General features: G+C 70.7%; 22 protein-coding genes. 9 read left to right on the top strand and 13 right to left on the bottom strand.

Going from position 1 to position 22,257, the window contains the following annotated elements; translation table 11 throughout:
• Positions 1-130: 130 nt before the first annotated feature.
• Both INQ48_00315 and INQ48_00320 read left to right on the top strand, forming a co-directional pair.
• Positions 131-727, top strand: a complete 597-nt coding sequence (locus tag INQ48_00315; protein QRF57745.1) for a dihydrofolate reductase family protein — start codon at positions 131-133, stop codon at positions 725-727.
• A 153-nt stretch (positions 728-880) separates the two neighbouring features.
• Positions 881-1,303: an RcnB family protein gene (locus INQ48_00320; protein QRF57746.1), complete on the top strand. Its 423-nt coding sequence runs from the start codon at positions 881-883 to the stop codon at positions 1,301-1,303.
• Positions 1,304-1,395: 92 nt separating this feature from the next.
• Here INQ48_00320 and INQ48_00325 read toward each other — a convergent pair whose 3' ends face one another.
• Together INQ48_00325 and INQ48_00330 are read right to left on the bottom strand one after the other, a co-directional pair.
• Positions 1,396-1,659: a hypothetical protein gene (locus INQ48_00325; GenBank protein ID QRF57747.1), complete on the bottom strand. Its 264-nt coding sequence runs from the start codon at positions 1,657-1,659 to the stop codon at positions 1,396-1,398.
• A 176-nt stretch (positions 1,660-1,835) separates the two neighbouring features.
• Positions 1,836-2,780, bottom strand: coding sequence for a CysB family HTH-type transcriptional regulator (locus INQ48_00330; GenBank protein QRF57748.1), 945 nt, complete (start codon positions 2,778-2,780; stop codon positions 1,836-1,838).
• Positions 2,781-2,956: 176 nt separating this feature from the next.
• Between INQ48_00330 and INQ48_00335 the strand changes: the two genes are divergently transcribed.
• On the top strand, positions 2,957-3,559 hold the full coding sequence (locus tag INQ48_00335; protein QRF57749.1) for a TetR/AcrR family transcriptional regulator: 603 nt from the start codon (positions 2,957-2,959) through the stop codon (positions 3,557-3,559).
• Between the two features lie 204 nt (positions 3,560-3,763).
• Positions 3,764-4,681, top strand: coding sequence for an alpha/beta hydrolase (locus tag INQ48_00340; GenBank protein QRF57750.1), 918 nt, complete (start codon positions 3,764-3,766; stop codon positions 4,679-4,681).
• On the opposite strand, the gene INQ48_00345 is transcribed toward INQ48_00340, so the two are convergent.
• Positions 4,682-5,650 carry a fatty acid desaturase gene (locus INQ48_00345; GenBank protein ID QRF57751.1) on the bottom strand — a complete coding sequence of 323 codons (969 nt, stop codon included), beginning with the start codon at positions 5,648-5,650 and terminating at the stop codon, positions 4,682-4,684.
• A 136-nt stretch (positions 5,651-5,786) separates the two neighbouring features.
• Between INQ48_00345 and INQ48_00350 the strand changes: the two genes are divergently transcribed.
• Together INQ48_00350 and INQ48_00355 are read left to right on the top strand one after the other, a co-directional pair.
• Positions 5,787-6,767: a tripartite tricarboxylate transporter substrate binding protein gene (locus INQ48_00350; GenBank protein ID QRF57752.1), complete on the top strand. Its 981-nt coding sequence runs from the start codon at positions 5,787-5,789 to the stop codon at positions 6,765-6,767.
• A gap of 4 nt (positions 6,768-6,771) precedes the next feature.
• On the top strand, positions 6,772-8,379 hold the full coding sequence (locus INQ48_00355; GenBank protein ID QRF57753.1) for a rhodanese: 1,608 nt from the start codon (positions 6,772-6,774) through the stop codon (positions 8,377-8,379).
• Between the two features lies 1 nt (position 8,380).
• Here INQ48_00355 and minE read toward each other — a convergent pair whose 3' ends face one another.
• The 5 genes from minE to INQ48_00380 form a co-directional block, all read right to left on the bottom strand.
• Positions 8,381-8,659, bottom strand: a complete 279-nt coding sequence (gene minE, locus INQ48_00360; protein ID QRF57754.1) for a cell division topological specificity factor MinE — start codon at positions 8,657-8,659, stop codon at positions 8,381-8,383.
• Between the two features lie 3 nt (positions 8,660-8,662).
• Positions 8,663-9,478 carry a septum site-determining protein MinD gene (minD, locus tag INQ48_00365; protein QRF57755.1) on the bottom strand — a complete coding sequence of 272 codons (816 nt, stop codon included), beginning with the start codon at positions 9,476-9,478 and terminating at the stop codon, positions 8,663-8,665.
• A gap of 64 nt (positions 9,479-9,542) precedes the next feature.
• The gene (gene minC / locus INQ48_00370; protein QRF57756.1) at positions 9,543-10,310 is read right to left on the bottom strand and encodes a septum site-determining protein MinC; all 768 of its coding nucleotides are present in this window, start codon (positions 10,308-10,310) and stop codon (positions 9,543-9,545) included.
• A 154-nt stretch (positions 10,311-10,464) separates the two neighbouring features.
• Positions 10,465-11,748, bottom strand: a complete 1,284-nt coding sequence (locus INQ48_00375; GenBank protein QRF57757.1) for a pyrimidine utilization transport protein G — start codon at positions 11,746-11,748, stop codon at positions 10,465-10,467.
• A 49-nt stretch (positions 11,749-11,797) separates the two neighbouring features.
• Positions 11,798-12,223 carry a hotdog fold thioesterase gene (locus INQ48_00380; protein ID QRF57758.1) on the bottom strand — a complete coding sequence of 142 codons (426 nt, stop codon included), beginning with the start codon at positions 12,221-12,223 and terminating at the stop codon, positions 11,798-11,800.
• A 102-nt stretch (positions 12,224-12,325) separates the two neighbouring features.
• Here INQ48_00380 and INQ48_00385 point away from each other — a divergent pair, with 102 nt between their 5' ends.
• The gene (locus INQ48_00385; protein QRF57759.1) at positions 12,326-13,645 is read left to right on the top strand and encodes a hypothetical protein; all 1,320 of its coding nucleotides are present in this window, start codon (positions 12,326-12,328) and stop codon (positions 13,643-13,645) included.
• Here the strand turns inward: INQ48_00385 and INQ48_00390 are convergent.
• The 3 genes from INQ48_00390 to INQ48_00400 form a co-directional block, all read right to left on the bottom strand.
• A complete protein-coding gene (locus tag INQ48_00390; protein QRF60557.1) occupies positions 13,642-14,985 on the bottom strand; it encodes a tripartite tricarboxylate transporter permease in 1,344 nt (447 codons plus the stop codon). The two genes, INQ48_00385 and INQ48_00390, sit on opposite strands and share 4 nt — an antisense overlap.
• Before the next feature lie 41 nt (positions 14,986-15,026).
• Positions 15,027-15,482: a hypothetical protein gene (locus INQ48_00395; GenBank protein QRF57760.1), complete on the bottom strand. Its 456-nt coding sequence runs from the start codon at positions 15,480-15,482 to the stop codon at positions 15,027-15,029.
• Positions 15,483-15,583: 101 nt separating this feature from the next.
• Positions 15,584-16,873 carry a hydroxymethylglutaryl-CoA reductase, degradative gene (locus tag INQ48_00400; GenBank protein ID QRF57761.1) on the bottom strand — a complete coding sequence of 430 codons (1,290 nt, stop codon included), beginning with the start codon at positions 16,871-16,873 and terminating at the stop codon, positions 15,584-15,586.
• A gap of 143 nt (positions 16,874-17,016) precedes the next feature.
• Between INQ48_00400 and INQ48_00405 the strand changes: the two genes are divergently transcribed.
• Positions 17,017-18,441 carry a PLP-dependent aminotransferase family protein gene (locus INQ48_00405; GenBank protein QRF57762.1) on the top strand — a complete coding sequence of 475 codons (1,425 nt, stop codon included), beginning with the start codon at positions 17,017-17,019 and terminating at the stop codon, positions 18,439-18,441.
• A gap of 24 nt (positions 18,442-18,465) precedes the next feature.
• On the opposite strand, the gene INQ48_00410 is transcribed toward INQ48_00405, so the two are convergent.
• A complete protein-coding gene (locus INQ48_00410; protein QRF57763.1) occupies positions 18,466-19,257 on the bottom strand; it encodes a crotonase/enoyl-CoA hydratase family protein in 792 nt (263 codons plus the stop codon).
• 80 nt (positions 19,258-19,337) lie between these two features.
• Here INQ48_00410 and INQ48_00415 point away from each other — a divergent pair, with 80 nt between their 5' ends.
• Entirely contained in the window at positions 19,338-20,150 is an 813-nt protein-coding gene (locus INQ48_00415) for a PaaX family transcriptional regulator (GenBank protein QRF57764.1), read from the top strand.
• 147 nt (positions 20,151-20,297) lie between these two features.
• Here INQ48_00415 and INQ48_00420 read toward each other — a convergent pair whose 3' ends face one another.
• Complete coding sequence (locus tag INQ48_00420; GenBank protein QRF57765.1) at positions 20,298-22,106, bottom strand: feruloyl-CoA synthase; 1,809 nt, start codon at positions 22,104-22,106, stop codon at positions 20,298-20,300.
• Positions 22,107-22,257: the final 151 nt, after the last annotated feature.

Raw genomic sequence — 22,257 nt, forward strand, 5'->3', positions numbered from 1 at the left:
CTACGCTTCTCTTTCGAAACCGCTTGCATTCTTGCACCGGTCGCAAGACACTGCAACCGCGCCGCAAACCGATTGCAATTCACAAGCAGTTGGCGCTTCGATCCCTTGACGACCCACCAGGAGACCGTGCATGAGAAAGCTGATCCTTCAGATGCAGATGTCCGTCGACGGCTACGTGTCGGCGGCCCACGCCGACCTGCGCTGGCAGCTCTGGGGCTGGGGCGATCCCTGGCCCTGGGACGAGCGGCTCAAGCAGGACTTCAACACCGTGTTCGACAGCGTGGGCACCATCCTGCTGAGCCGCAAGATCGCGGAGGAGGGCTACATCGACCACTGGGGCCGCGCCGCGACGCGCTTTCCGGCCGACCGCCACTACGCCTTCGCGCAGAAGATCGTCAATGCCGACAAGGTGGTGCTGTCGAACAAGCTCGAGGCCTCGCGCTGGGAGCGCACCGCGGTGGTCCATGGCGACCTGGCCGAGGCGGTCGAGACGATCAAGCGCCAGGAGGGCGGCGACATCATTTCGGTCGGCGGCGTGGGCTTTGCCTCGGCGCTGGTCGCGGCCGGCGTGGTCGACGAGTTCCAGTTCTTCGTCAACCCGGCCGCCGTGGGCGGCGGCCTCTCGGTGTTCAACGACCGCAGCAAGGGCCACCGGCTCGCTCTGCTGCGCTCCGATGCCTACGAATGCGGCATCGTCGTCAATCGCTACGTGCCCGGCCTGCCCTGAAACGGCACCATAGCGCCGCGCGGCCGTAGGAGCGCAGGAGACGCGGATACCAGCCCTTACCTTCTTTCACTTCGCGCCTACCTGAGCCCTGGCTGACCGACACACGGGCCGCCCACAATGGACTCGTCATCACCAAAAGCGAAGGAGTTCCAGATGTTCATCAACAAGACGAAGGGCATGGCCGTGGCCGCCGCGGCACTCGCCATGTGCATGGCAGCGGGAAGCGCCTTTGCGCAAGGCCGCGGCCATGACGGCCATCGCGACGGCCATCGCGGCGGCCCTCCGGGCCATGAGCGCATGGAGCGCCGCGGCCCGCCGCCCGGCCACTGGGGCAACCAGGATTTCCGCGACGGACGCCAGTTCGATCGCCGCGGCTTCCCGCAGCCGCATGCCGAATGGCGCCGCGGCGGCCGCGTGCCGGTCGAGTACCGTGCGCGCAACTACGTGGTCAACGACTACCGCGCCTATCGCCTGCAGCAGCCGCCGCGCGGCTATCAATGGGTGGGCGTGGGCGGCGACTTCGTGCTGGCCGCGATCGCCACGGGCGTGATCGCGCAGATCATCGCCGGTCAATAACGGCAAGTGCCCACTGCCGCTGGGTTCCGAGAGGAACCCGCGCAAAAGCCGCCGCAGGCTTCACGCCGCGGCGGCTTTTGCATTTGGAGACCTCAGACGAGCGCGGTGGGCGCGAGTTGCGCGCAGACGTTGCGGCCCGTGATCGTGAGCCGCAGCCCGCCGCCGTGCCATTCGAGCCAGTTGAGGTTCACGTAGGCGTCGATGTCGCTGTCGTCGATGCGGTCGGCATGGCGTTGCTGCAGCAGTTCCACCGTGGCGGGCAGCCCTCGTCGCAGGCGTTCGCGCCGTTCGCTGGCTTCGGCGGCCTTGAGGGCCTTGGCCTTCGCTGAGGGGTGCTGCTGCGAAATCGATGCCATTGCTGATCCGTTCCGGAAAGCTGGGATGAATGCGAATGTACGCTCCTTGTGTGAAGCAACTGGCAGCTTTTTCATGCTTTCGTATGGAAGTCGCCCCGCTTTCGTCGACATCGTGGCCAAAGCCGCGCATCCGCCGTGCGAAGTCCACGCGCCAAGCCCTTGTCGGGCCACGCTTTTCAGATTTCGTAGTGCGAAGCGCGGGTCTCGTCGGTCAGTGCCTTTTCCACCACAGCGCGCGTGAGGGTCGGCGCGAAGGACTCGATGAAGGCATAGACGTACTTGCGCAGGTAGTTGCCGCGCCGCACCGCGAGCTTGGTGAGGTTGATGCCGAAGTGGCGTCCGGCGTCGATCGCGCGCAGCTGCGTGTCGCGCTCGGCCTCGTAGGCCACGCCGGCCACGATGCCCACGCCCATGCCGAGCTGCACGTAGGTCTTGATCACGTCGGCGTCCATCGCGGCCAGCACGATGTTGGGCGTGAGACCGCGCTGCGCGAAGGCTTCGTCGATGCGCGAGCGTCCCGTGAAGCCGGTGTCGTAGGTGATCAGCGGATAGCGCGTGAGCGCGTCGAGCGTGAGCGGCGCGTCGAGCAGCGGATGGCCCGGCGGCACGATCACCGAATGGGTCCAGCGGTAGCAGGGCAGGGCGACCAGCTGCGGGTAGTCGCCCAGCGCCTCGGTGGCGATGCCCACGTCGGCCTCGCCGTCGATCAGCATCTGCGCGATCTGCTTGGGCGAGCCCTGGTGCAGGTGCAGCTTCACGTTCGGGAACTGGGCGCGGAATTCCTGCACCGCCACCGGCATCGCATAGCGCGCCTGCGAGTGCGTGGCCGTCACCGACAGCAGGCCGCTCTGCTGCGCGACGAACTCCTGTCCGGCATGCCGCAGGTTGCTGCTCTCGAGCAGCATGCGCTCGATGATCGGCAGCACGTGGCCGCCGGGCTCGGTGAGGCCGGTGAGCCGCTTGCCGGCCCGCACGAAGAGCTCGATGCCGAGCTCCTCCTCGAGTTCGCGGATCTGCCGGCTCACGCCAGGCTGCGAGGTGTGGAGGGTATGGGCGACCTCGGTCAGGTTGAAGCCGCAACGAACGGCCTCGCGTACCGAGCGCAGTTGTTGGAAGTTCATCTGGCGCGGAGGTGTCATGTCCCGGAGCGGGACGGACCGGGAATTCTCTGCACAACGGCTTATGCGGGGAACGATGCGTTTGTTGGTTTCACATGAGCAAATCATCTTTGGAGCTGCTGACAGAGCGGCCTTCGCATTGATTTGCTATTTCGCACGACTGTGCTAAAGTTTGCCGCATGGACGCCAAGACCCAGAAGAGCGAACTGACCCGCACCGCCATCGTCGGCGCGGCGATGGATCTCGCGCTGGCCGAGGGCCTGGAGGCGATCACGCTGCAGGCGATCGCGAGCCGGCTGGCCCTGTCCAAGAGCGGCGTGTTCTCGCGCGTGGGATCGCGCGAGGCGCTGCAGAAGGCCGTCATCGAGGAGTACGGCCGCCGCTTCCTGGCCGACGTGTTCGTGCCCGCGATGCAGAAGCCCAAGGGCCTGGCGCGGCTGACCGACATCGTCGAGCGCTGGATCGCGCGCACGCGCGACGTCGAGAGCGAGACCGGCTGCCTCTACATGGCCGGTGCCTTCGAGTACGACGACCGCGAGGGCGAGCTGCGCGAGCTGCTGCTCGCCGAGATCACCCGCTGGCGTGCCGCGCTGCGCCGCACCGTGCTGCAGGCGGTGGACAGCGGCGAGCTCAAGGCCGGCACCGACGCCGCGCTGCTGGTGAGCGAGCTCAACGGCCTCGTGATGACCCTGCTGCACGACGCGCGCTTCCTGCGCGATCCGCTGGCCGGCGAGCATGCCGCGCGCAGCTGGCGGCGCATCCTTTCCGACTACCGCGCCTGAGGCTGGTCCCCAGCGCACGCCTTTCGTCTTTGCTTATTCAGATTTCGCACAGTCGTGCGATAAAAAGGAGAAACACCATGCTGATCATCGCCCTCTGTCTGGCCGTCTATGCGGTGGCCCTCGGGGTCGAAACCCTGCGCGAAGCCCTGCGTGCGCTGCCCGGCAGCAACCAGGACTGGGTCTGGTACTGAAGGGGCGCACGGCATGACGAGCAGCGCCACGCCTTCGGGCTCCACCCACGCCGCGCGTTCCGGCTACTACGGCGCCAGCCTCCGGCTGCGTGCCGTGCGCTGGACGCTCGGCGCCATCGAGCGCCTCTGGCCCGCGCTCGGCGTGCGCGCGGCCAGCCGCGTGTTCCGCACGCCGCTGCCGCCCAAGTGGCTCTACCGCGGCCAGGGGCCGGGCGCCGAGTGGCGGCGCGAGACCTGGGCCTTCGAACAGGGCAGCCTCGGCCTCTACCACCTCGCGTCGCAGGCGGGCGCGGTGGCCGAGACGCCCGTGGTGCTGCTGATGCATGGCTGGGGCGGCCATGCGGGCCAGATGCTGCCGCTGGCGCAGGCCCTGGCCGCGGCGGGCCTGCGGCCGGTGCTGCTCGAGCTGCCGGCGCATGGGCGCAGCGCGGGCTGGGCCAGCAACCTGCCGCAGTTCGCGCGCGGCATCGAATACGTCGGCGCGCGGCTCGCGGCCGAGGGCCATGCGCTGCGCGCGGCCATCGCGCACTCGATGGGCGCCAACGCGCTGGCCTATGCGGCGGCGCGCGGACTGCCGGCCGATCGGCTGGTGCTGCTGGCACCGCCCGCCTCGCCGCGCGAATACACGCGCTACTTCGCCCACGTGTTCGGCCTGCGCGAGCGCACGCGCGCCGCGATGCAGCGGCGCATCGAATCGCGCGAGGGCATCCTGATGCCGCAGTTCGAGCCGCCCGCCGTGGGCCCACGCATCGCGCGGCCGACCCTGATCGTGCACGACCGCGACGACCGCGTGAACCGCTTCGCCGACAGCGAGGCCTACCGCGATGCGATCGCGGGCGCGCGGCTCGTCGCCACGCAGGGGCTCGGGCACCGCCGCATCCTCAAGGAGGCCGAGGTGATCGAGCGCGTGCTGGGCTTCGTCGCGGGCTAGTTACCAGGCCGGATGCACCGGCACGAACACCGGCCGGAACAGGTGCTGCCGCACGATCTGCCCATAGCCGCGGTAGTAGAAGTGGCCGTTGGCCGCCAGCACCGCCGCGCGGTGGCGCCGGAAGTACACCGGGATCTCGTACCAGGGCATGGTCGGCGCGCGGTGGTGCACGTGGTGCAGGTTGTTGAAGAGGTAGAGCAGGCCGAACACCGCGTTCGATTCGACGATCGCCACGCGCTCGTGCGGCGTGTCGGCCCAGCGGTGCTCGGTGAAGGTGCGCAGCGAGCCCAGCATCATCCCCGGGTAGACGAAGCACAGCAGGTACTCGCCCAGGCTCATGCCGGCCACGCCGAGCACGAAGTACAGCACCGGCGCCGCGCTCAGCGCATGCCAGCCCCAGGTCGGCAGCCGCGAGAAGTCGCCGGCGGCGACCCGGCCGGTCTCGAAGCGCACCAGCTTCCACAGCCGCAGGAAGGGCCCCAGCACGACGCGGAAGGCCACTGTCTGGTTCGCCAGGTAGATCCAGCGCCAGAAGCGTCCGTAGCCGGCCCAGGCCGGTGCCGAGTGATAGGCGCTCTCGGAGTCGCGCTCGGGATGCGTGAGGTGGAAGTTGACGTGGTGCGCGCTGTGGCCGCGGTTGTAGAACGGGTACGGCAGCCACAGGTTGAGCGGCGGCCACACCACGGTCCAGCGCAGCCACTGCGGCAACTGGCGCATCGCGTGGATGCTCTCGTGCTGCAGCGAGAAGTGCAGTTGGGCGAGGTAGCCGCCCGCGACGAACAGCGCCCAGCCCGGCAGCGCCGCATGCCACCAGACCAGCGCGGCCCAGGCCAGGTAGAGCGCGCCCGCGAGCAGCAGGGTGGGCACCTCGTAGTGCCACCACCAGTGGCGGCGGCCGCGCGCGGGGGCCACCGCAACGGCGGGCGTGGGTTGCAGCGGCTGGGTGGAGGTGCGGGCGGCGGTGTTCATGAGGAGGCGGTCCGGCCTGCGATGCTAGGAAGCCTCGGCCGCGCCGCATGCGCCCATTCCGCATAAGCAAGGGTGCGAAACTTCGTTCGCGCCGCCGCCGCCGCGCCCTAGGCTCGCTGGCTTTTTGCGTCGTCCCATGAACACCCTCCCCTCGCGCGGCCTCGCCGCCTTGCTGCTTGCCCTGTCGACCGTGCTGCCGGCCCGGGCCGCCGCGCCCGACGACTATCCGCAGCGCACCGTGCGCGTGGTCGTGCCCTACCCCGCGGGCGGCATCGCCGACAAGATCGGCCGCGAGGTCGCCGAGCAGCTGCAGCAGCGCCTGAAGCAGCCCGTGGTGGTCGAGAACCGCAGCGGCGCTGCCGGCAACATCGGCTTCGACCACGTGGCGCGCCAGCCGGCCGACGGCTACACGCTGCTGCTCGCGCCGGCCTCCAACCTCACGGTGCAGCCCGCGCTGTTCAAGCAGCTGAGCTACGACCTCGCGCGCGACTTCACGCCGGTGTCGCTGCTGGTGCAGACGCCGCAGCTGCTGCTGGTCAATCCCCAGGTGCCGGTCAACAGCCCGCGCGAGCTCATCGACTATTCGAAGAAGAACCCCGGCAAGGTCAACTACGGCATCAGCGTGGGCGCCTATTCGCACCTCGCGGGCGAGCTGCTCAAGTCCCGGACCGGCGCCGACTTCACGCCCATCCCCTACCAGGGCAGCGCGCCCGCCCTCAACGACCTGCTCGCGGGCCAGACCCAGTTCATCTTCAACGAGGTCGTGACCGCGATCCCCTTCGTCAAGGCCGGCACGCTCAAGCCGCTGGCCGTGGCCTACCGCAGCCGCGCGCCCTGGCTGCCCGAGGTGCCCACCGCCGCCGAGGCCGGCCTCGGCGACTTCGAGGTCACCTCGTGGTACGGCGTGGTGGTGCGCAGCGGCACGCCCGCGCCGCTGGTTCAGCGCCTCTCGCGCGAGCTGCGCGAGATCGTGCAGTCGGCCGACTTCCGCAAGCGCTACGACGACATCGGCGCCTTCACCGTCGGCAGCTCGCCCGAGGAGTTCGCGCGCTTCATCCAGACCGAGACCGTCAAGTGGACCGCGGTGGTGAAGCAGGCCGGCATCCAGCCGAACTGAACACATGAGCACGCCCCGCCGCCTCACCCTCGATGCCGCGGCGCTGCATGCGCTGCTGCTGGCCAATGACGGCCCCGAGCTCGCGCTGCTCGACGTGCGCGAGACCCGCCACTACGTCGCGCGGCATCCGAACCTCGCGCGCAATGCGCCGCTGAGCGGCCTCGAGCCGCAGATCGCCACGCTGGTGCCGCGCCGTTCCACGGCGGTCGTGCTCTACGACGACCGCGCGGCGCCCGATGGCCCCGCGCACGAGGCCGCGGCCGTGCTCGAACGGCTGGGCTACACCGATGTGCGCCTGCTGGCCGGCGGCATCGAGGCCTGGGCCGCGCAGGGCCTGCCCGTCATCGACGGCTACGGCACGCTGGTCAAGGCCTTCGGCGACCGCGCGCGGCTGCACTTCGGCACGCCCTCGGTCGGCGTCGAGGCGCTGCGCGAGCGGCTGCGCGACGGCCGACCCACCACGCTGGTCGATGCGCGGCCGCGCGCCGAATTCGAGTTCCTCTCGCTGCCGGGCGCGCGCAATCACCCCGGCACCGAGCTCGCGCTGCGGCGCTTCGATGCGCCCACCGATGCCGACCACCTCTGGGCCGTCAACTGCTTCAGCCGCACGCGCGGCATCGTCGGCGCCACCACCCTGCGGCTGCTGGGCCGCGCGCGCGACGCGGTGTTCGTCGAGGACGGCGTGATGGACTGGGGCCTGCACGGCGGCCCAGTGGTGCAGAACGCCGCGCCGGCCGACCTGCTGCCGGCCGAGTCCCCCGAACGGCTGCGCGAACTGGCCGACGGCCTGATCGCGCGCCACCGCCTGCCGCTGGCCGATGCCGCCCAGCTCGCGCGCTGGCAGGCCGACCCGCGGCGCAGCCTCTACCTGTTCGACGTGCGCCCGCAGCCCGACCCGGCCTTCGCGGGCACGGCCGTGCAGCAGGTGCCGGGCGGGCAGCTCCTGATGCATTTCGAGAACCTCGTGGGCACGCGCGGCGCGCGCATCGTTCTGTTCGATGACCCGGCGCACCGGTTGCGCGCCGCCATCACGAGCTTCTGGCTGACGCAGCTCGGTCAGGCCGAGGTGTTCGTGTTCGACGGCCCGCTGCCCTCCCAAGGCCTGCCGCCGGCCCCGTCCGCCGCGATCGCCGACGCCCCGCCCGCCATCGAGGCCGAGGCGCTCGAAGGCGCCACGGTGGTCGACGTCGGTCCGAGCCTGGACTACGAGCGCGGCCACCTGCCGGGCGCGCTCTACCTGCTGCCGGCCTCGCTGGCGCCGCTCTCTCCATGGATCGTGCCGGGCCGCACGCTGGTCTTCACCTCGCCCGACGGCATCGCGGCGCGCCGCGTGGCACGCGATGCGCAACGCCGCTGGCCCGAGGCCGGCGCGCGCTTCGGCTGGCTCGCGGGCGGCACCCAGGCCTGGAAGGCCTCGGGGCGGCCCTTGTCGACCACGCTCGAGGCGGCGCGCCTCTTGACCCCTTTCGATGACGACTGGGGCTCGGTGATGCGCGTGTTCGGGCCGCAGCGCGACCCGGCCTGGGCCGACTACCTGGCGTGGGAGCGCGCCCTGTCGGCGCGCGTGGTCGCGGACCCGACGGTCCGCTTCCGCTTCTTCGCGCCGGACTGACTCAGCGCGCCGGCGTGGGCGCCGGGTCGGGCAGCTCGATCTTGATGTCGAGCACCTCGAGGTTGTCCTGGGTCTCCAGGTGGACCTTGATGTCCTCGGGATTGATGGCCACGTACTTCGAGATCACCGCCACCAGCTCGCGCTGGAGTTCGGGCAGATAGTCGGGCCGCCTCTTGCCGCTGAGGCTGGAACGCTCGTGGGCGAGGATGATCTGCAGGCGTTCCTTGGCAACGCTGGCAGTCTTCTTCTTTTCGCCAAGGAGGAACGAGAGGAACGACATGCCTTATCTGCCTCCGAAAATCCGCTTGAAGAAGCCCGGCTTCTCGGCCTCGACGAAGCGCATCGGCTTGTCCTCGCCGAGGAAACGCGCGACCACGTCGCTGTAGGCCTGGGCCACGTCCGTGTCCTTGTCGTGGATCGCGGGCACGCCCTGGTTGGAAGCGTGCAGCACGCTCTCCGACTCGGGGATCACGCCGATCAGCGGAATGCGCAGGATGTCCTGGATGTCCTCCAGCGACAGCATCTGGCCGCCCGCCACCCGGTTCGGGTTGTAGCGCGTGATCAGCAGGTGCTCCTTGACCGGGTCGCCGCCGTCCTTGGCGCGCTTGGTCTTGCTGCTGAGCATGCCCAGGATGCGGTCCGAGTCGCGCACCGACGAGACCTCGGGATTGGTCACCACCAGCGCCTCGTCGGCGAAGTGCATGGCCATCATCGCGCCGGTCTCGATGCCCGCGGGCGAGTCGCAGACGATGTAGTCGAAGTCCATCGCCGCCAGGTCGGCCAGCACCTTCTCCACGCCTTCCTGCGTCAGCGCTTCCTTGTCGCGCGTCTGCGAGGCGGCGAGAACGAACAGGTTCTCGCACTGCTTGTCCTTGATCAGGGCCTGGCTCAGGTTGGCCTCGCCCTGGATCACGTTGATCAGGTCGTACACCACGCGGCGTTCGCAACCCATGATCAGGTCGAGGTTGCGCAGGCCCACGTCGAAGTCGATCACGGCCGTCTTCTTGCCCGCGAGCGCGAGGCCCGAGGAGAAGCTGGCGCTCGTGGTCGTCTTGCCGACGCCGCCCTTGCCCGAGGTCACCACCACTATCTTGGCCATGGCCATTCCTTCTTGTTTCGATTCGGTTGTTGCTGGATCGCTGCCGCGTCGTCCCGCCCTGCCGTCAGGCAATGGGCTCGATCACGATTTTCTTGCCGTCGAGCCGGATCTGGGCCGCCTTCGCGAGCACCGTGTCGGGCAGCGGCACTTCCGAGGTCCGGTAGATGCCGGCCACCGCCACCAGCTGGGCTTCGAGGCAGGTCGAGAAGATCCGCGCCTCGGTGTTGCCGCGCGCGCCGGCGATCGCCTTGCCGCGCAGCGGCGCGTACACGTGCACGTTGCCGTCGGCGATGACCTCGGCGCCATGGCTCACCACGGCCGTCACGATCACGTCGCCGCCCCGCGCGTAGACCTGCTGGCCCGAGCGCAGCGGCCGGTCGATCAGCAGCGTGCCGTTGGCCGGCACCGGCACCTCGCGCACGATCTGCGGCGCGGGCGACGGGGTGGCCGGCGGCGGCTCGGCCGGGCGCGGGGCCGGGGCGGCGGGCATGTCGGTCACCACCAGGCCGGCGGCGCGGGCCGCGGCGTGCTGGGCCTCGCTGCCGCCGCGCACCGCGATCGGCTGGGTCTGGTGGCGCGCCAGCAGGCCGCGCAGGGCCTCGAAGTCGAGCGCGTCGCCCGCCCCGCCCTCGGCCGAGGCTTCCGGCAGTTGCGAGAGATCGATGACCACCGGTTCCTGTTCGAAGAAATCGGGGGAATCCGCCAGCTGGGCGTCGAGCGCCTCGGCCAGCACGCCCAGATCGGTCGTCTTGAGGATGACTGCGATCAGCGGCAGCGTGGCGCTCTTGAATTCGAATACCGCCCTGGTGCGCGCGGCGGAAACATCGGCCATTGGAAAACGTCTGGAAAACGTCGGTGCGAAAAGCCTCGGAGTCTAACGGGCGCGGGCCGCGCGGCGGTGAGCCGCCGCGGCCCGGGCCGCCCAGGAAGCACATTTATTGCACGAGGTTTCACTTTGGGGGCTTGTGCGGGCCCCCGGGAGCGCCTCAGTTCTTCGTGCGGCCCAGCAGTGCGTAAAGAATGATGGCCCCGAAGGTCGCGGTGCCGATGCCGCCGAGCGCGAAGTCGCCGAACTTCAGCGTGAAGTCGCCGGTGCCGATGATCAGCGTGATCGCGGCCACGATCAGGTTCTTGTTCTGCGAGAAGTCGACCTTGTTGTCGACCCAGATCTTGGCGCCCGCCACCGCGATCAGGCCGAACACCACGATGCTCACGCCGCCCATCACCGGCAGCGGGATGGCCTGGATCAGCGCGCCGAACTTGGGGCTGAAGCCCAGCACCAGCGCGATCACCGCGGCCACCACGAACACCGCGGTCGAGTAGATGCGGGTGGCGGCCATCACGCCGATGTTCTCGGCATAGGTGGTCACGCCGGTGCCGCCGGCCGCGCCGCTGACCACGGTGGCGATGCCGTCGCCGATGAAGGCGCGGCCCATGTAGCCGTCGAGGTTGCGCCCGGTCATGGCCGTCACCGCCTTCAGGTGGCCCAGGTTCTCGGCCACCAGGATGATCGCCACCGGCGCGATCAGCAGCATCGCGTTGGCCGTGAACACCGGCGCGGTGAAGGCCGGCAGGCCGAACCAGGCCGCGGCGGCGATGCCGCTGAGGTCCACCGGCTTGCCCAGGCCCATGCCGTTGGTCAGCACGGCATAGACGATCGTGGCCAGGATCAGCCCCACCAGGATCAGGAGCCGCTGCACCATGCCGCGCGTGAACACCGCCACCAGGCCCACGCAGAGGAAGGTCAGCGCCTGCATCCAGGCGTCGAAGTTGCCGGCCGCCATGTTCTTGATCGGCACGTTCGCGAGGTTGAGCCCGATCACCGCCACCACCGCGCCGGTCACCACCGGCGGCATGAAGCGCTCGATCCAGCCCGTGCCCACGGCCTGCACGATGGCGCCGATCAGGATGTAGACCACGCCGCAGGCCACGATGCCGCCCAGTGCCACCGCGATGTTGGCGTTGGGCCCCTTGCCGGCGTAGCCGCTGGCCGCGATCACCACGCCGATGAAGGCGAAGCTCGAGCCCAGGTAGCTGGGCACCTTGCCGCCCGTGATCAGGAAGAAGATCAGCGTGCCGATGCCGCTCATCAGGATCGCGATGTTGGGGCTGAAGCCCATCAGGATCGGCGCCAGCACGGTGGCGCCGAACATCGCGATCACGTGCTGCACGCCCATGAATCCGGTCTGGACCCAGGGCAGGCGTTCGTCGGGCGCGACCACGCGCCCCTCGGTGGCGGCGACTTCACGCCAGGTGAATGGACTGCTCATGCTGTGTCTCCTCTTGTCGTGTTCCAGGCTTGTAGGGTGCCGGTCATGCTCAGCCCTTGGGCTGGAGCACCGCCATTGTGATGCGCGAAACGCAGGTCAGCTCGCCCGCCTCGTTGGTCAGGTCGATCTGCCAGACCTGGGTGCTGCGCCCGCGGTGCACCGGGCGGGCGGTGCCGATCACCCAGCCGCTCGAGGCCGAGCGGATGTGGTTGGCGTTGATGTCCAGGCCCACGGCGCGGTCGCCCTCGGGCGCCGAATAGTGGGCGCCGCACGAGCCCAGCGTCTCGGCCAGCACCACCGACACGCCGCCGTGCAGGATGCCGTAGGGCTGGCGCGTGCGGTTGTCAACCGGGCAGCGGGCGCGGATGAAGTCGTCGCCGACCTCGAGGAATTCGATGCCCAGGTGTTCCACGGTGGTGCCGACGTGGCTTTGGGTCAGGGCCTCGACCGAGATGTCTTTCTTCCAGATGCGCATGGCGTGCTCGTCTTTCGTGTTGGTGTGCTTGCAAAAGGGTGGCGGAAACTATAGCGACGGTGGCTGACATCGGCAGTCGCCTAGGCGTGCTACGTTGAGTCCATGAAATCCCCCTCCCGGCGCGTCCGGTTCTGGCTCGCCGGCTCGGCCCTGGTGCTGCTGGCGGGCGCCCTCGCGCTGTGGGGGGCGGCGCGCTGGCTGCTGCCCAGCGACACCGAGGTGTCGCAACGCATCGCCGAGGGCTTCGAGAAGCACTACGGCCTCGGCCTCAGGATCGGCGGCGCCCACTGGTCGCTGCTGCCGATGCCGGTGCTGGTGCTGACCGATGTCGCCACCGACCAGCCGCGCCCGGTCACCGTGCACCGCATCGCGCTGCGGCTGCAGCTCGCGCCGCTGCTGAAGCGCGTGGTCGCGGCCGACACGCTCGAGGTCGAGGGCGCGGTGCTGCCCGGTGAATCGATCCGTGCCTTCCGCGGCCGCGCGCCCGAGACCGTGGAGAAGGGCCGGATCGCCTTGCCCGCGCCCTGGACCCTGGCCGAGACCCCGCTCGAGCGGCTGCGCTGGCGCGACGTGCGCTGGATCGACCGGCGCGACATCGAACTGGCCTACGACGGCCAGATCGACTTCGACCCCGGCTGGCGCCCGCGCCATGCGCTGGCCGAGCGCACGCAGGCCTCGCCGCCGGCCCGGCTGCGGCTGGACCGCGAGGGCAGCAACGACCGCTGGCAGACCCGCATCGACGTGGCGGGCGGCAGCTGGAACGGCGTCAGCCGCTTCGAGACGCTGGACGACGGCCGGCTGCGCGTGTCGGCCGAGCTCGCGCCGCGCGACGTCGACATCGAGGCGCTGGTCCAGACCTTCGGGCGCCGCACCTTCGTCGCCGGCAAGCTCCATGGCCAGACCACGCTGACGGCCGAGGCCGACAAGGTCGGCGCCCTGATGCGCGGCCTGCGCACGCGCACCGTTTTCTCGGTCAGCCCGGCGACCCTGACCAAGCTCGACCTCGCCAAGGCCGTGAGTACCGCCGGCATCAGCCGCGGCGGGCGCACCGCGCTCGACGAGCTCAGCGGCACGCTCGACACCGAGGCCACGCCCGACGGCACCGTACTGCGCTACACCAACCTCAAGGCGCGCTCGGGCGTGCTCACCGCCAGCGGCAACGTGCGGCTGTTCAACCGCCGCATCCAGGGCGATGCCGCGGTCGACCTGATCGACGGCGTGGTCGGCGTGCCGCTGAAGATCGGCGGCACCCTGAGCGATCCCGAGCTCTCGCTGACCGGCGCCGCGCTCGCGGGCGCGGCCGTCGGCAGCGCGGTGCTGCCGGGCGTGGGCACGGCGATCGGCGCGCGCGTGGGACAGCAGGTCGAGCGGCTGTTCGGACTCGACGAGCCGCCCGGCTCGAAGAAGAAGCCCAAGCCCTAGCCGATCGCCTTGAGCACCGCCGGCACCGTCAGCACCGCCGTGTAGTAGCCCATGAACTGCACCCCGGTGTTGAAGCCGATGGCGCGCGACAGCAGCCCGCCGAGCAGCCCCATGGTGAGGATCACGAACAGCCCCAGCAGCTGCCCTTCCCAGACGCTGATCACCACGATCAGGCCGACGAAGGTGGCGATGATCGCCTCGTGGCTGACCTTGCGCGAGACGAACAGCGCCGCGCGGCGCGCGAAGTTCATGGTGAAGGGATAGGCCACCAGCGCCGCGAGGATCACCGCCAGCATGCCGTAGCCCAAAAATTCCCAGTGGCTCAGCAGGTTGTGCAGGTTGTGGGTCTGGCCGGTGGCGGCGTCGATGGTGAACACCGGCGGCGCATTGAACAGCGGCGCGGCCGGGCCCGCGGCCACCGGGCTCAGCGGCAGGCCGATCGCGATCAGCGGGATCAGCGCCTCGGCCACGTAGGTGGCCTCGGTCACGCCGTTGCGCGCGGCCAGCGTGGTGGTGAGCCGGTGGTAGGCATGCTTGATGCGCGAGCCGACCAGCTCGCCGAGCACCACCGTCATCGCGACCGGGCTGAAGACGAAGGTGGCGCTCGAGATGGTGGCGGTGGCCAGCGTCCATTTGACCTGGCCGCGGTCGAGCACCTTGAAGGGGTTCGGGAAGTAGCCGGTCCAGCCCTTCACGTCGGGCGCCAGCGAGAAGGTGCGCACCTTCTCGCGCGCCATGCGCGCCCTCGCCGTCGGCGACAGCACCGAGAACAGGTCGGCCACCAGCGGCCCGATCGCGATGCCGAGGAAGTAGCTGATGCTGAGCTTCACGCCGTACTTGGCGGTCAGCGACTGCAGCGCCACGATCACGATCACGAACGGCACCAGCGTCGCCACCGAGGCCCAGCGCCCGCTCGAGAACCAGGCGATGGCGACGGCCGCCACCACGAAGATCCATGGCGCCGCCTTGGTGATGGCCGCGCCGTAGGGCGCGAGCAGCACCGCGAACAGCACGGCCAGCGGCACCGCGACGAAGGCCGCGATGATCGCGCCCGACACCATCTTGCGCAGCGCGATGTGCGGCACGCCGAGGTTGCGCAGCATGTTGGCGTCCTGCAGCAGCGGCGTGGCCATGGTGTCGCCCGGGATGCCCAGCAGCGCGGTCGGCACCGCGTGCGTCATGTGCTTGGCCACCGCGGCCGCGAGGAAGAAGGTGAACACGCCCGCGGGCGGCACGCCCAGCAGCACCACCAGCAGGGTCAGCGGCGCGAGCGTGGTGGTCTCGTCGGTGCCCGACACGAGGCCGATGGCGGCGAACACCACGGCGCCCACGAGGCCCATGCCGGTGGCGACGAGGATCTGGTTCAGCAGTGCGGCGTCGATCACGAGGCGGCTCCTTCGGCGGCGGCGCGCGTGCGCGGGCGGTGGTTGGCGAACAGGTCGTGCAGGCCCAATTCCTGGAGCTCGCGCAGCGCGGCGGGCGGCAGGTCGCTCATCGCGCCCAGTTCGCCATGCTCGCCGGCCAGTTCGGCCAGCACCTCCTCGCGCCAGCGCGGATCGGCCGCGCCGCCTTCCACCACCTCACGCTTGGGCGCGAACAGCAGCGCGCAGATCAGGCCCGCGATCACGCAGCCCGCGAGGCCCGCTAGCATCGCGTAGGCACGCGCCAGTTCGGGTGAGCGCACGGCGCCCGCGAGCAGGCGGTTCGCCAGCAGGAAGCCGGCCAGGCTCACGGCGATGCCGATCGCGATCGCGCCCGCGAGATGGCGCAGGTCCGCCGTGTCGCCCCAGATTTCCACCAGGCGCCATCGCGCCTGCGTCGTGCCGTTCGGGTTCATTGCTTGTCTCCGTTCTTGCTGGTGTGACGGCACGCGCCCCGCGTGCCGCCGCGGTATCGGCCGCGGTCCGTGGTGCGGGACCTTCCCGCGATCCGTGAGATTCAGTTCCTGGCGCGCAGGGCCTCGAGCAGCGCCACCGCGCGGTCGGTGCGCACGTCGTGCTCGGTGGCCATCTGTTTGGCGACGGCATCGATCTCGTCGCCCGTGGCACCGGCCACCAGCGCGATGTTTCGCGCATGCAGCGCCATATGGCCGCGCTGGATGCCCTCGGTGGCGAGCGCGCGCAGCGCGCCGAGGTTCTGCGCCAGGCCCACGGCCACCGCCACCTCGCCGAGCTCCTGCGCCGACTGCACGCCGAGGATCTTGAGCGCCAGCCGCGCGAGCGGATGGGTCTTGGTGGCGCCGCCGACCAGCCCCACGGGCATCGGCATCTCGATGGTGCCGACCAGCGCGCCGCTGCTGTCCTTCTCCCAGGTGGTGAGCGAGCCGTAGCGGCCGTGGCGGCAGGCATAGGCATGCGCGCCGGCCTCGACCGCGCGCCAGTCGTTGCCGGTGGCGACGATCACCGGGTCGATGCCGTTCATGATCCCCTTGTTGTGGGTGGCCGCGCGGTAGGGGTCGACGGCCGCGAAGGTGTAGGCGTCGAGCACGCCCTCGACGATCTCCTCGCCGCTGCGCTCCGTGGTCTTCAGCACCGCGGGCGTGAGCCGCACGCGGGCGCGCGCCAGCCGCAGATCGGCCAGGTTCGAGAGGATGCGCAGCCGCACCGTGCCGCCCGTGAGCTGCTCGACCAGCGGCGACACCGCCTCGGCCATGGTGTTGACCGTGTTCGCGCCCATCGCGTCGCGCACGTCGACCACCAGGTGCAGCACCACCATCGCGCCGCGCGGCGTGTCCTCGAACACGTGCACCTCGATGTCGCGGCAGCCGCCGCCCAGGCCGATCAGCACCTTGTCGCGGCTGTTCGCCACCTCGAGGATGCGATCGCGCGCGCGCAGCAGCGCCAGCCGCGCGCCGTGCGGATCGCCCAGGCCCAGCAGCTGGACCTGCGCGCGCATCAGCGGCCCGCTGCTCGAGGCCTCGAAGCCGCCGCCCTCGCGCGCCAGCTTGGCCATGAAGGAGGCGGCGGCCACCACCGAGGGCTCCTCCACCGCCATCGGCACCAGGTACTCGCGGCCGTTGACCGTGAAGTTGCCGGCCACGCCCAGCGGCAGCTCGAAGGTGCCGATCACGTTCTCGACCATGCCGTTGGCGCGCTCGACGCCGAGCGCGCCGGGCGCGGCGAGCAGCGCCTTCTCCTCGGGCGTGAGCGCAGCGGCCTGCGCGATGTGATCGAGGCGCTGCGCGGGTGTCAGGGCTCGGAAATTGGGGAGGCGGGCGTCGGCGACCATCGTTCGTGCTTCGGTTCGTGCAAGGGGTGGATTCGGAAGCGTGCGAATCTAGGCCCGCTGTACCAGCCTCGGAAGGCACAGTTTCGCGGGACAGTCGGGACAGTGAGGCGCGTCCAGTGCCCGCCGTGTCACAGTCGCCAGTCATGAGCGCACCCTCCCGAAGCGGCCCGCGCGCCGCCCCCATCGCCGATTCGCTCGCCGAGGCCCTCGCGCGCCAGATCGCCAGCGGCGCCTACAAGGCCGGCGACAAGCTGCCCTCGCTGCGCGAGCTCGCGCAGCTGCACGGCTATGCCAAGAACACCGTGGTGGCGGCCTTCGAGAACCTGGTCTCGCGCGGCCTGGTCGAGCCGCGCCGGGGCTCGGGCTATTTCGTGCGCGCGCAGCCGAAGCCCGCGGGCGCCAGGCCGCCCGAGGACGATGCCGGCAGCCTGGGCCGCGCGATGGACATCGTGTGGCTGATGCGCGAGCAGCTCAAGACCGAGCCCGACGCGGTGGCCGTGGGCGACGGCTTCCCGCCGGTCGAATGGCTGGCCGACGTGCGGCTGGACAAGTACCACCCGAAGGTGGTGCGCACGGGGCTCGGCGCGCTGTTCCGCTACGGCAGCCGCTTCGGCTACGGCCCGCTGCGCGAGCACCTGGTGCGCAAGCTGGCCGACTTCGGCATCGGCGCCGAGCCGCGGCAGATCGTGCTCACGCACGGCGCCAACGAGGCCATGGACATCGTCATCCGCTACTTCGTGCCGCCGGGCGGCAAGGTGCTGGTCGACGATCCCGGCTACTACCCGCTGTTCGGCAAGCTCAAGCTCGCGGGTGCGCAGATGCTCGCGGTGCCGCGGCTGGCCGACGGGCCCGACCTCGAGGTGCTCGAGCAGCTGCTGGTGGCCGAGCGGCCGCGCCTGTTCTTCACGCAATCGCTGGCCCACAACCCCACCGGCTCCGACATCTCGCCGGCCAAGGCCTTTCGCGTGCTGCAACTGGCGCAGAAGCACGACCTGCTGATCGTCGAGAACGACCCGCTGGCCGACTTCAAGCCCACCGCGCTGCCGCGGCTGGCGGCGCTCGACCAGCTCGAGCGCACGATCTACATCGGCAGCTTCTCCAAGTCCTTCTCGGCCGCGCTGCGCGTGGGCTTCGTCGCCTGCGGCGCCGACCTCGCGAGCGATCTCGCCGACCTCAAGGCGCTGATCCACGTGAGCAGCTCGGAGTACGCCGAGCGCACGGTCGACGTGATCCTCAGCGAGGGCCACTACCAGCGCCACCTGAACCGGCTGCAGAACCGCCTGGGCGAGGCCACGCGCGAGGCGCTGCGCTTCTTCGATGCGGTGGGCGCCGAGGTGTTCGCGCGCAGCCCGCAGTCGCTCTACGTCTGGGCCGCGCTGCCGGGCGTGGCCGACTCGCTGGCCTTCGCCAGGGAGCTGCTGCCGCGGCGCATCGTGATGGCGCCGGGCCGCATCTTCAGTGTCGACTCGACCCAGCTGTCGCGCTGGTCGCGCTTCAACGTCGGCGCCATGGCCGACCCGCGCTTCGCGAAGGCGATGCGCGCCACGCTCAAGCGCACGGGCGGCTGAGGGGGCTGAAGAGGCCGAGCAGGCTCAGCGCCCGAACTCGCCGTGCCGGCCCGCGCCGTTTGCGAAGCGCGCGGCGCCCGCCTCGCCCTCGGCCGCGACGATCGGCACGCCGCGCGCGCCCTCGCGGCGCAGCGCCTCGGCCAGCGGCAGGTCCCATTGCTCGAAGGCCGAGCGGCGGTCGGCCAGCATGCATTGCTGCGGAAAGGCGGCGATCTGGCGCGCCAGCTCCCGCGCCGCGGCCAGCGCGCCGCCGGGCGGCACGACGCGGTTCGCGAGGCCCATGGCCAGCGCCTCGGCCGCGCCCACGGGGCGGCCGGTCAGGATCATGTCGAGCGCGCGGCCCATGCCCACCAGCCGCGGCAGCCGCACCGTGCCGCCGTCGATCAGCGGCACGCCCCAGCGGCGGCAGAACACGCCGAACACCGCGTCCTCGTCGGCCACGCGCAGGTCGGCCAGCAGCGCCAGCTCGAGCCCGCCGGCCACCGCGTAGCCGTTGATCGCGGCGATCAGCGGCTTGGACAGCGCCATGCGCGTCGGCCCCATCGGTCCGCTGCCGCCGCCCGCGGGATCGAGTTCGTTGCGCCGCGCGGGGTCGCCGACGGCCGTGAGGTCGGCGCCGGCACAGAAGTGGCCGCCCGCGCCGGTCAGCACCGCCACGCGCAGGGCGTCGTCGGCCTCGAAGCGCTCGAAGGCCGCGCGCAGCCCGGCGGCCACCGCGCCGTCGACCGCGTTGCGCTGAGCAGGCCGGTCGATGGTGATCGTGAAGATGCCGTCGTCGGCCTCGACGCGCACGCCGGGGGTTTGTTCGGATGCCATGGAGGGGCTCCTTCGGACACAAAATTACCGGAGTTGATCGTTCGTGGTCATCGTAGGAAACATTTCTTCATTCCGCAAACATGACCAAGATCTGTCATGTCGAGATCAGCGTGCCGAGCGCGCCCGACCTGATCCTCGACCTGCTGGTGGCCGACGGCGGCACGCTGAGTTCGCAGGCGCTGTGCCGCGCGGGCGCGCTGCTGGGCATCGGCGAGACCACGATGCGCGTGGGCCTCACGCGGCTCGCGGCCGAGGGCAAGATCGCGCGCGGCGAGCGCGGCAACTACCGGCTCGAGCGCGAGGGCCCGGCGCTGTCGCGCGCGGTCGACGGCTGGCTGCACAAGCAGGCGCAGGCCATCGGCTGGCGCGGCGACTGGCTGGCGGTGCACGATGCCGGCGTGGCGCGCGCCGACAAGACCGCCTGGCGCCGCCACGGCCTCGCGCTCTCGCTGCGCGGCTTCGCGCCGCTGCGGCCCGGCCTGCAGATCCGGCCCGACAACCTCGCGGGCGGCCTCGAGGCCGAGCGCCGCAAGCTCAGGGAACTGGGGCTCTCGCCCGATGCGCCGGTGTTCCGGCTCGCCGACCTCGACGAGGCGGCGCAGGCGAGCGCGCGCCGGCTGTGGGACGTGCGCGCGCTGGCCGCGCAATGCCGCCGCCTGCAGGCCGGCCTCGAGCGCAGCGAGCAGCGCCTGCGCACGCGGCCGCTCGAGACGGCCGTGCGCGAATCGCTGCTGCTGGGCCGCGCGGTCATCGCGCACCTGATCCGCGATCCGCTGCTGCCGGCCGAACTGATGCCGCCCGAGCCGCGCGCCGAGCTGCTCGCGGTCACGCGCCGCTACCAGGACACGGCGCGGCAGCTGTGGCGGCAGTGGCTGGCGCTGCCTTCAGCTTGAAAACCCATTCCCGTTCGGGCTGAGCCTGTCGAAGCCTCGCGCAACGCTTCGACAAGCTCAGCGCGAACGGGGTGGGAGACACGACGATTTCTTTCGCGACCTTCGCGAAACCTTCGCGCCCTCTGCGTTCGGCTGTCCGATCCCGTTTCAGCCCAGCCGCACCACCTGCGCATCCTCCGGCGAGCGCGCATGCAGCCGCTGCACGTCGCTCGCGCGCCGCACCAGCACCGCGCGCTGGTTGATGTAGCCCTTGTCGGTGATCTCGCCCGCATCGAGGCTCGGCGGCTCGCTCAGCACCAGCGCGCAGGCCGGGCACTGCGAGGAGCCCGCGCCCTCCGCGCGCAAGGCGCGCAGCACGCCGGCGATGCGCTCGGCCAGCGCCTCGGGCGCGAGCGCCGCGCCCTGCGGGCTCGCGAACACCAGCATGCCGATCTCGTCGCGGTCGTGGCCGGTGAGCACCACGTCCTGCGCATGCGGCGCCAGCAGCGACACCAGCTTCACGCGCAGCGTGCCCACCGACACCCAGGTGCCGGTCGAGAGCTTGAAGTCCTCGGCCACGCGGCCGTTGAAGATCACGCCGCGCACCGGATCGGCGGGGTCGGCCAGGAAGCCCGCGTCGCCGAGCCGGTAGTAGCCCTCTTCGTCGAAGGCCTGCGCGGTCTCGCGCGGCGCGCCGCGATAGCCGGGGAACACCGACACGCCCTTCACGCGCATCTCGAGCTTCTCGCCGTTGGGCACGAACTTCAGTTCCAGCCCCGGCAGCGGCGCGCCGATGCAGCCCGCGCCGTCGAGCTTCCAGTGCGCCGAGGTGATCGCGGGCGAGGTCTCGGTGGCGCCCCAGGAGGTGGTGAGCCACAGCGGCCGGTCGGGCCGCACGCGCCGCGCCACCGCCTCGAGCCGCTGCCAGGTCGAGGGCGCGAGCGCCGCGGCCGCGTAGAAGGCCAGCCGCAGGCGCGAGAACACCTCGGTGGCCAGCGTGTCGTCGGCCTCGAGGAAGGGCAGCAGCATGTCGTAGCCGCGCGGCACGTTGAACAGCAGCGTGGGCTTGACCTCGTGCAGGTTGCGCACCGTCTTCTCGATCAGTCCCGGCGCGGGCCGGCCCTCGTCGATGTAGAGCGCGCCGCCGTTCGCCAGCACCATGTTCAGGTCGTGGTTGGCGCCGAAGGTGTGGCTCCAGGGCAGCCAGTCGACCAGCACCGGCTTCTCGCGCGCGAGGAAGCGCCAGGTCTGGGCCATCATCTGCTGGTTGGCGCACAGCATGCGGTGGGTGTTGATCACCACCTTGGGCTTGCCGGTCGAGCCCGAGGTCAGCAGGTACTTGGCATGGGTGTCGGGCAGCACCGCCTCGAAGGCCTGCATCACGGCGGGCGTCTCGGCGGTGGCGAGCAATTGCGCGAAGGCCAGCGCGCCGGGGTGCGCTTCGGCGTTGCGGCTGAACACCGTGACCGCCTCCACGCCGCTGCCCGCGAGCGCGGCGCCGTAGGCCCTGGCGTCCGAGGCATAGATCAGCCCCGGTCGCAGCGCGCGCAGCATCTCGTGCAGCCGCGAGGGGTCCTTGGCCATGCGCGAATAGGCACTCGACAGCGAGCAGGCCGCACGGCCGATGTGCATCGCGGCCAGCATCAGCACCGCATGGTCGATCGCGTTGTCCGACAGGATCACGACCGGCGCGCCGGCCGGCAGGTCGAGGTCGAGCAGGCCCTGCGCCACAGCGCCGATGGCCTGGCGCAGCGCGCGGTAGTCGAGCCGGCGCCAGTCCGCGCCGCCGTCGTCGCGTTCGGCGAAGGCCAGCGCCCCGGGCGTCTCGCGCGCCCAGCGCTCGATCCATTCGCCGATGCAGCGCGCATAGGGCTTCAGCGCCTGCGGCGAGCGCAGCGCGAAGGAGCCGTCGTCGAAGTCGATGCGCACCGTGCGGGGCGGGGCGATGAGGTTTTCGTCTTGGAGGAAGTCGGTCATCTGGGTGATCTGTTGCGCTGAGGGGCGGCTGCCGAAAGCGGGAGCGGACTTCCGGACGCAGAGGGCGCGAAGGTCTCGCGAAAGACGCAAAAGGAATTCAGAAAAAATCTTTTGGATTTCTCTTTCGCGTTCTTCGCGAGACCTTCGCGAC

Source organism: Variovorax paradoxus (genome assembly GCA_016806145.1).
GTDB lineage: Bacteria > Pseudomonadota > Gammaproteobacteria > Burkholderiales > Burkholderiaceae_C > Variovorax.

What these genes read in the sequence shown, in the direction of transcription:
- INQ48_00380 (QRF57758.1), bottom strand. Translation starts at nt 12,223, where the DNA reads ATGCGCATCTGGAAGAAAGACATCTCGGTCGAGGCCCTGACCCAAAGC.
- INQ48_00325 (QRF57747.1), bottom strand. Translation starts at nt 1,659, where the DNA reads ATGGCATCGATTTCGCAGCAGCACCCCTCAGCGAAGGCCAAGGCCCTC.
- INQ48_00400 (QRF57761.1), bottom strand. Translation starts at nt 16,873, where the DNA reads ATGGTCGCCGACGCCCGCCTCCCCAATTTCCGAGCCCTGACACCCGCG.
- INQ48_00420 (QRF57765.1), bottom strand. Translation starts at nt 22,106, where the DNA reads ATGACCGACTTCCTCCAAGACGAAAACCTCATCGCCCCGCCCCGCACG.
- INQ48_00385 (QRF57759.1), top strand. Translation starts at nt 12,326, where the DNA reads ATGAAATCCCCCTCCCGGCGCGTCCGGTTCTGGCTCGCCGGCTCGGCC.
- INQ48_00405 (QRF57762.1), top strand. Translation starts at nt 17,017, where the DNA reads ATGAGCGCACCCTCCCGAAGCGGCCCGCGCGCCGCCCCCATCGCCGAT.
- INQ48_00390 (QRF60557.1), bottom strand. Translation starts at nt 14,985, where the DNA reads ATGGGCCTCGTGGGCGCCGTGGTGTTCGCCGCCATCGGCCTCGTGTCG.
- INQ48_00340 (QRF57750.1), top strand. Translation starts at nt 3,764, where the DNA reads ATGACGAGCAGCGCCACGCCTTCGGGCTCCACCCACGCCGCGCGTTCC.
- minD (QRF57755.1), bottom strand. Translation starts at nt 9,478, where the DNA reads ATGGCCAAGATAGTGGTGGTGACCTCGGGCAAGGGCGGCGTCGGCAAG.
- minE (QRF57754.1), bottom strand. Translation starts at nt 8,659, where the DNA reads ATGTCGTTCCTCTCGTTCCTCCTTGGCGAAAAGAAGAAGACTGCCAGC.
- INQ48_00345 (QRF57751.1), bottom strand. Translation starts at nt 5,650, where the DNA reads ATGAACACCGCCGCCCGCACCTCCACCCAGCCGCTGCAACCCACGCCC.
- INQ48_00415 (QRF57764.1), top strand. Translation starts at nt 19,338, where the DNA reads ATGACCAAGATCTGTCATGTCGAGATCAGCGTGCCGAGCGCGCCCGAC.
- INQ48_00350 (QRF57752.1), top strand. Translation starts at nt 5,787, where the DNA reads ATGAACACCCTCCCCTCGCGCGGCCTCGCCGCCTTGCTGCTTGCCCTG.
- INQ48_00330 (QRF57748.1), bottom strand. Translation starts at nt 2,780, where the DNA reads ATGAACTTCCAACAACTGCGCTCGGTACGCGAGGCCGTTCGTTGCGGC.
- INQ48_00315 (QRF57745.1), top strand. Translation starts at nt 131, where the DNA reads ATGAGAAAGCTGATCCTTCAGATGCAGATGTCCGTCGACGGCTACGTG.
- INQ48_00355 (QRF57753.1), top strand. Translation starts at nt 6,772, where the DNA reads ATGAGCACGCCCCGCCGCCTCACCCTCGATGCCGCGGCGCTGCATGCG.
- INQ48_00320 (QRF57746.1), top strand. Translation starts at nt 881, where the DNA reads ATGTTCATCAACAAGACGAAGGGCATGGCCGTGGCCGCCGCGGCACTC.
- INQ48_00410 (QRF57763.1), bottom strand. Translation starts at nt 19,257, where the DNA reads ATGGCATCCGAACAAACCCCCGGCGTGCGCGTCGAGGCCGACGACGGC.
- INQ48_00375 (QRF57757.1), bottom strand. Translation starts at nt 11,748, where the DNA reads ATGAGCAGTCCATTCACCTGGCGTGAAGTCGCCGCCACCGAGGGGCGC.
- minC (QRF57756.1), bottom strand. Translation starts at nt 10,310, where the DNA reads ATGGCCGATGTTTCCGCCGCGCGCACCAGGGCGGTATTCGAATTCAAG.
- INQ48_00395 (QRF57760.1), bottom strand. Translation starts at nt 15,482, where the DNA reads ATGAACCCGAACGGCACGACGCAGGCGCGATGGCGCCTGGTGGAAATC.
- INQ48_00335 (QRF57749.1), top strand. Translation starts at nt 2,957, where the DNA reads ATGGACGCCAAGACCCAGAAGAGCGAACTGACCCGCACCGCCATCGTC.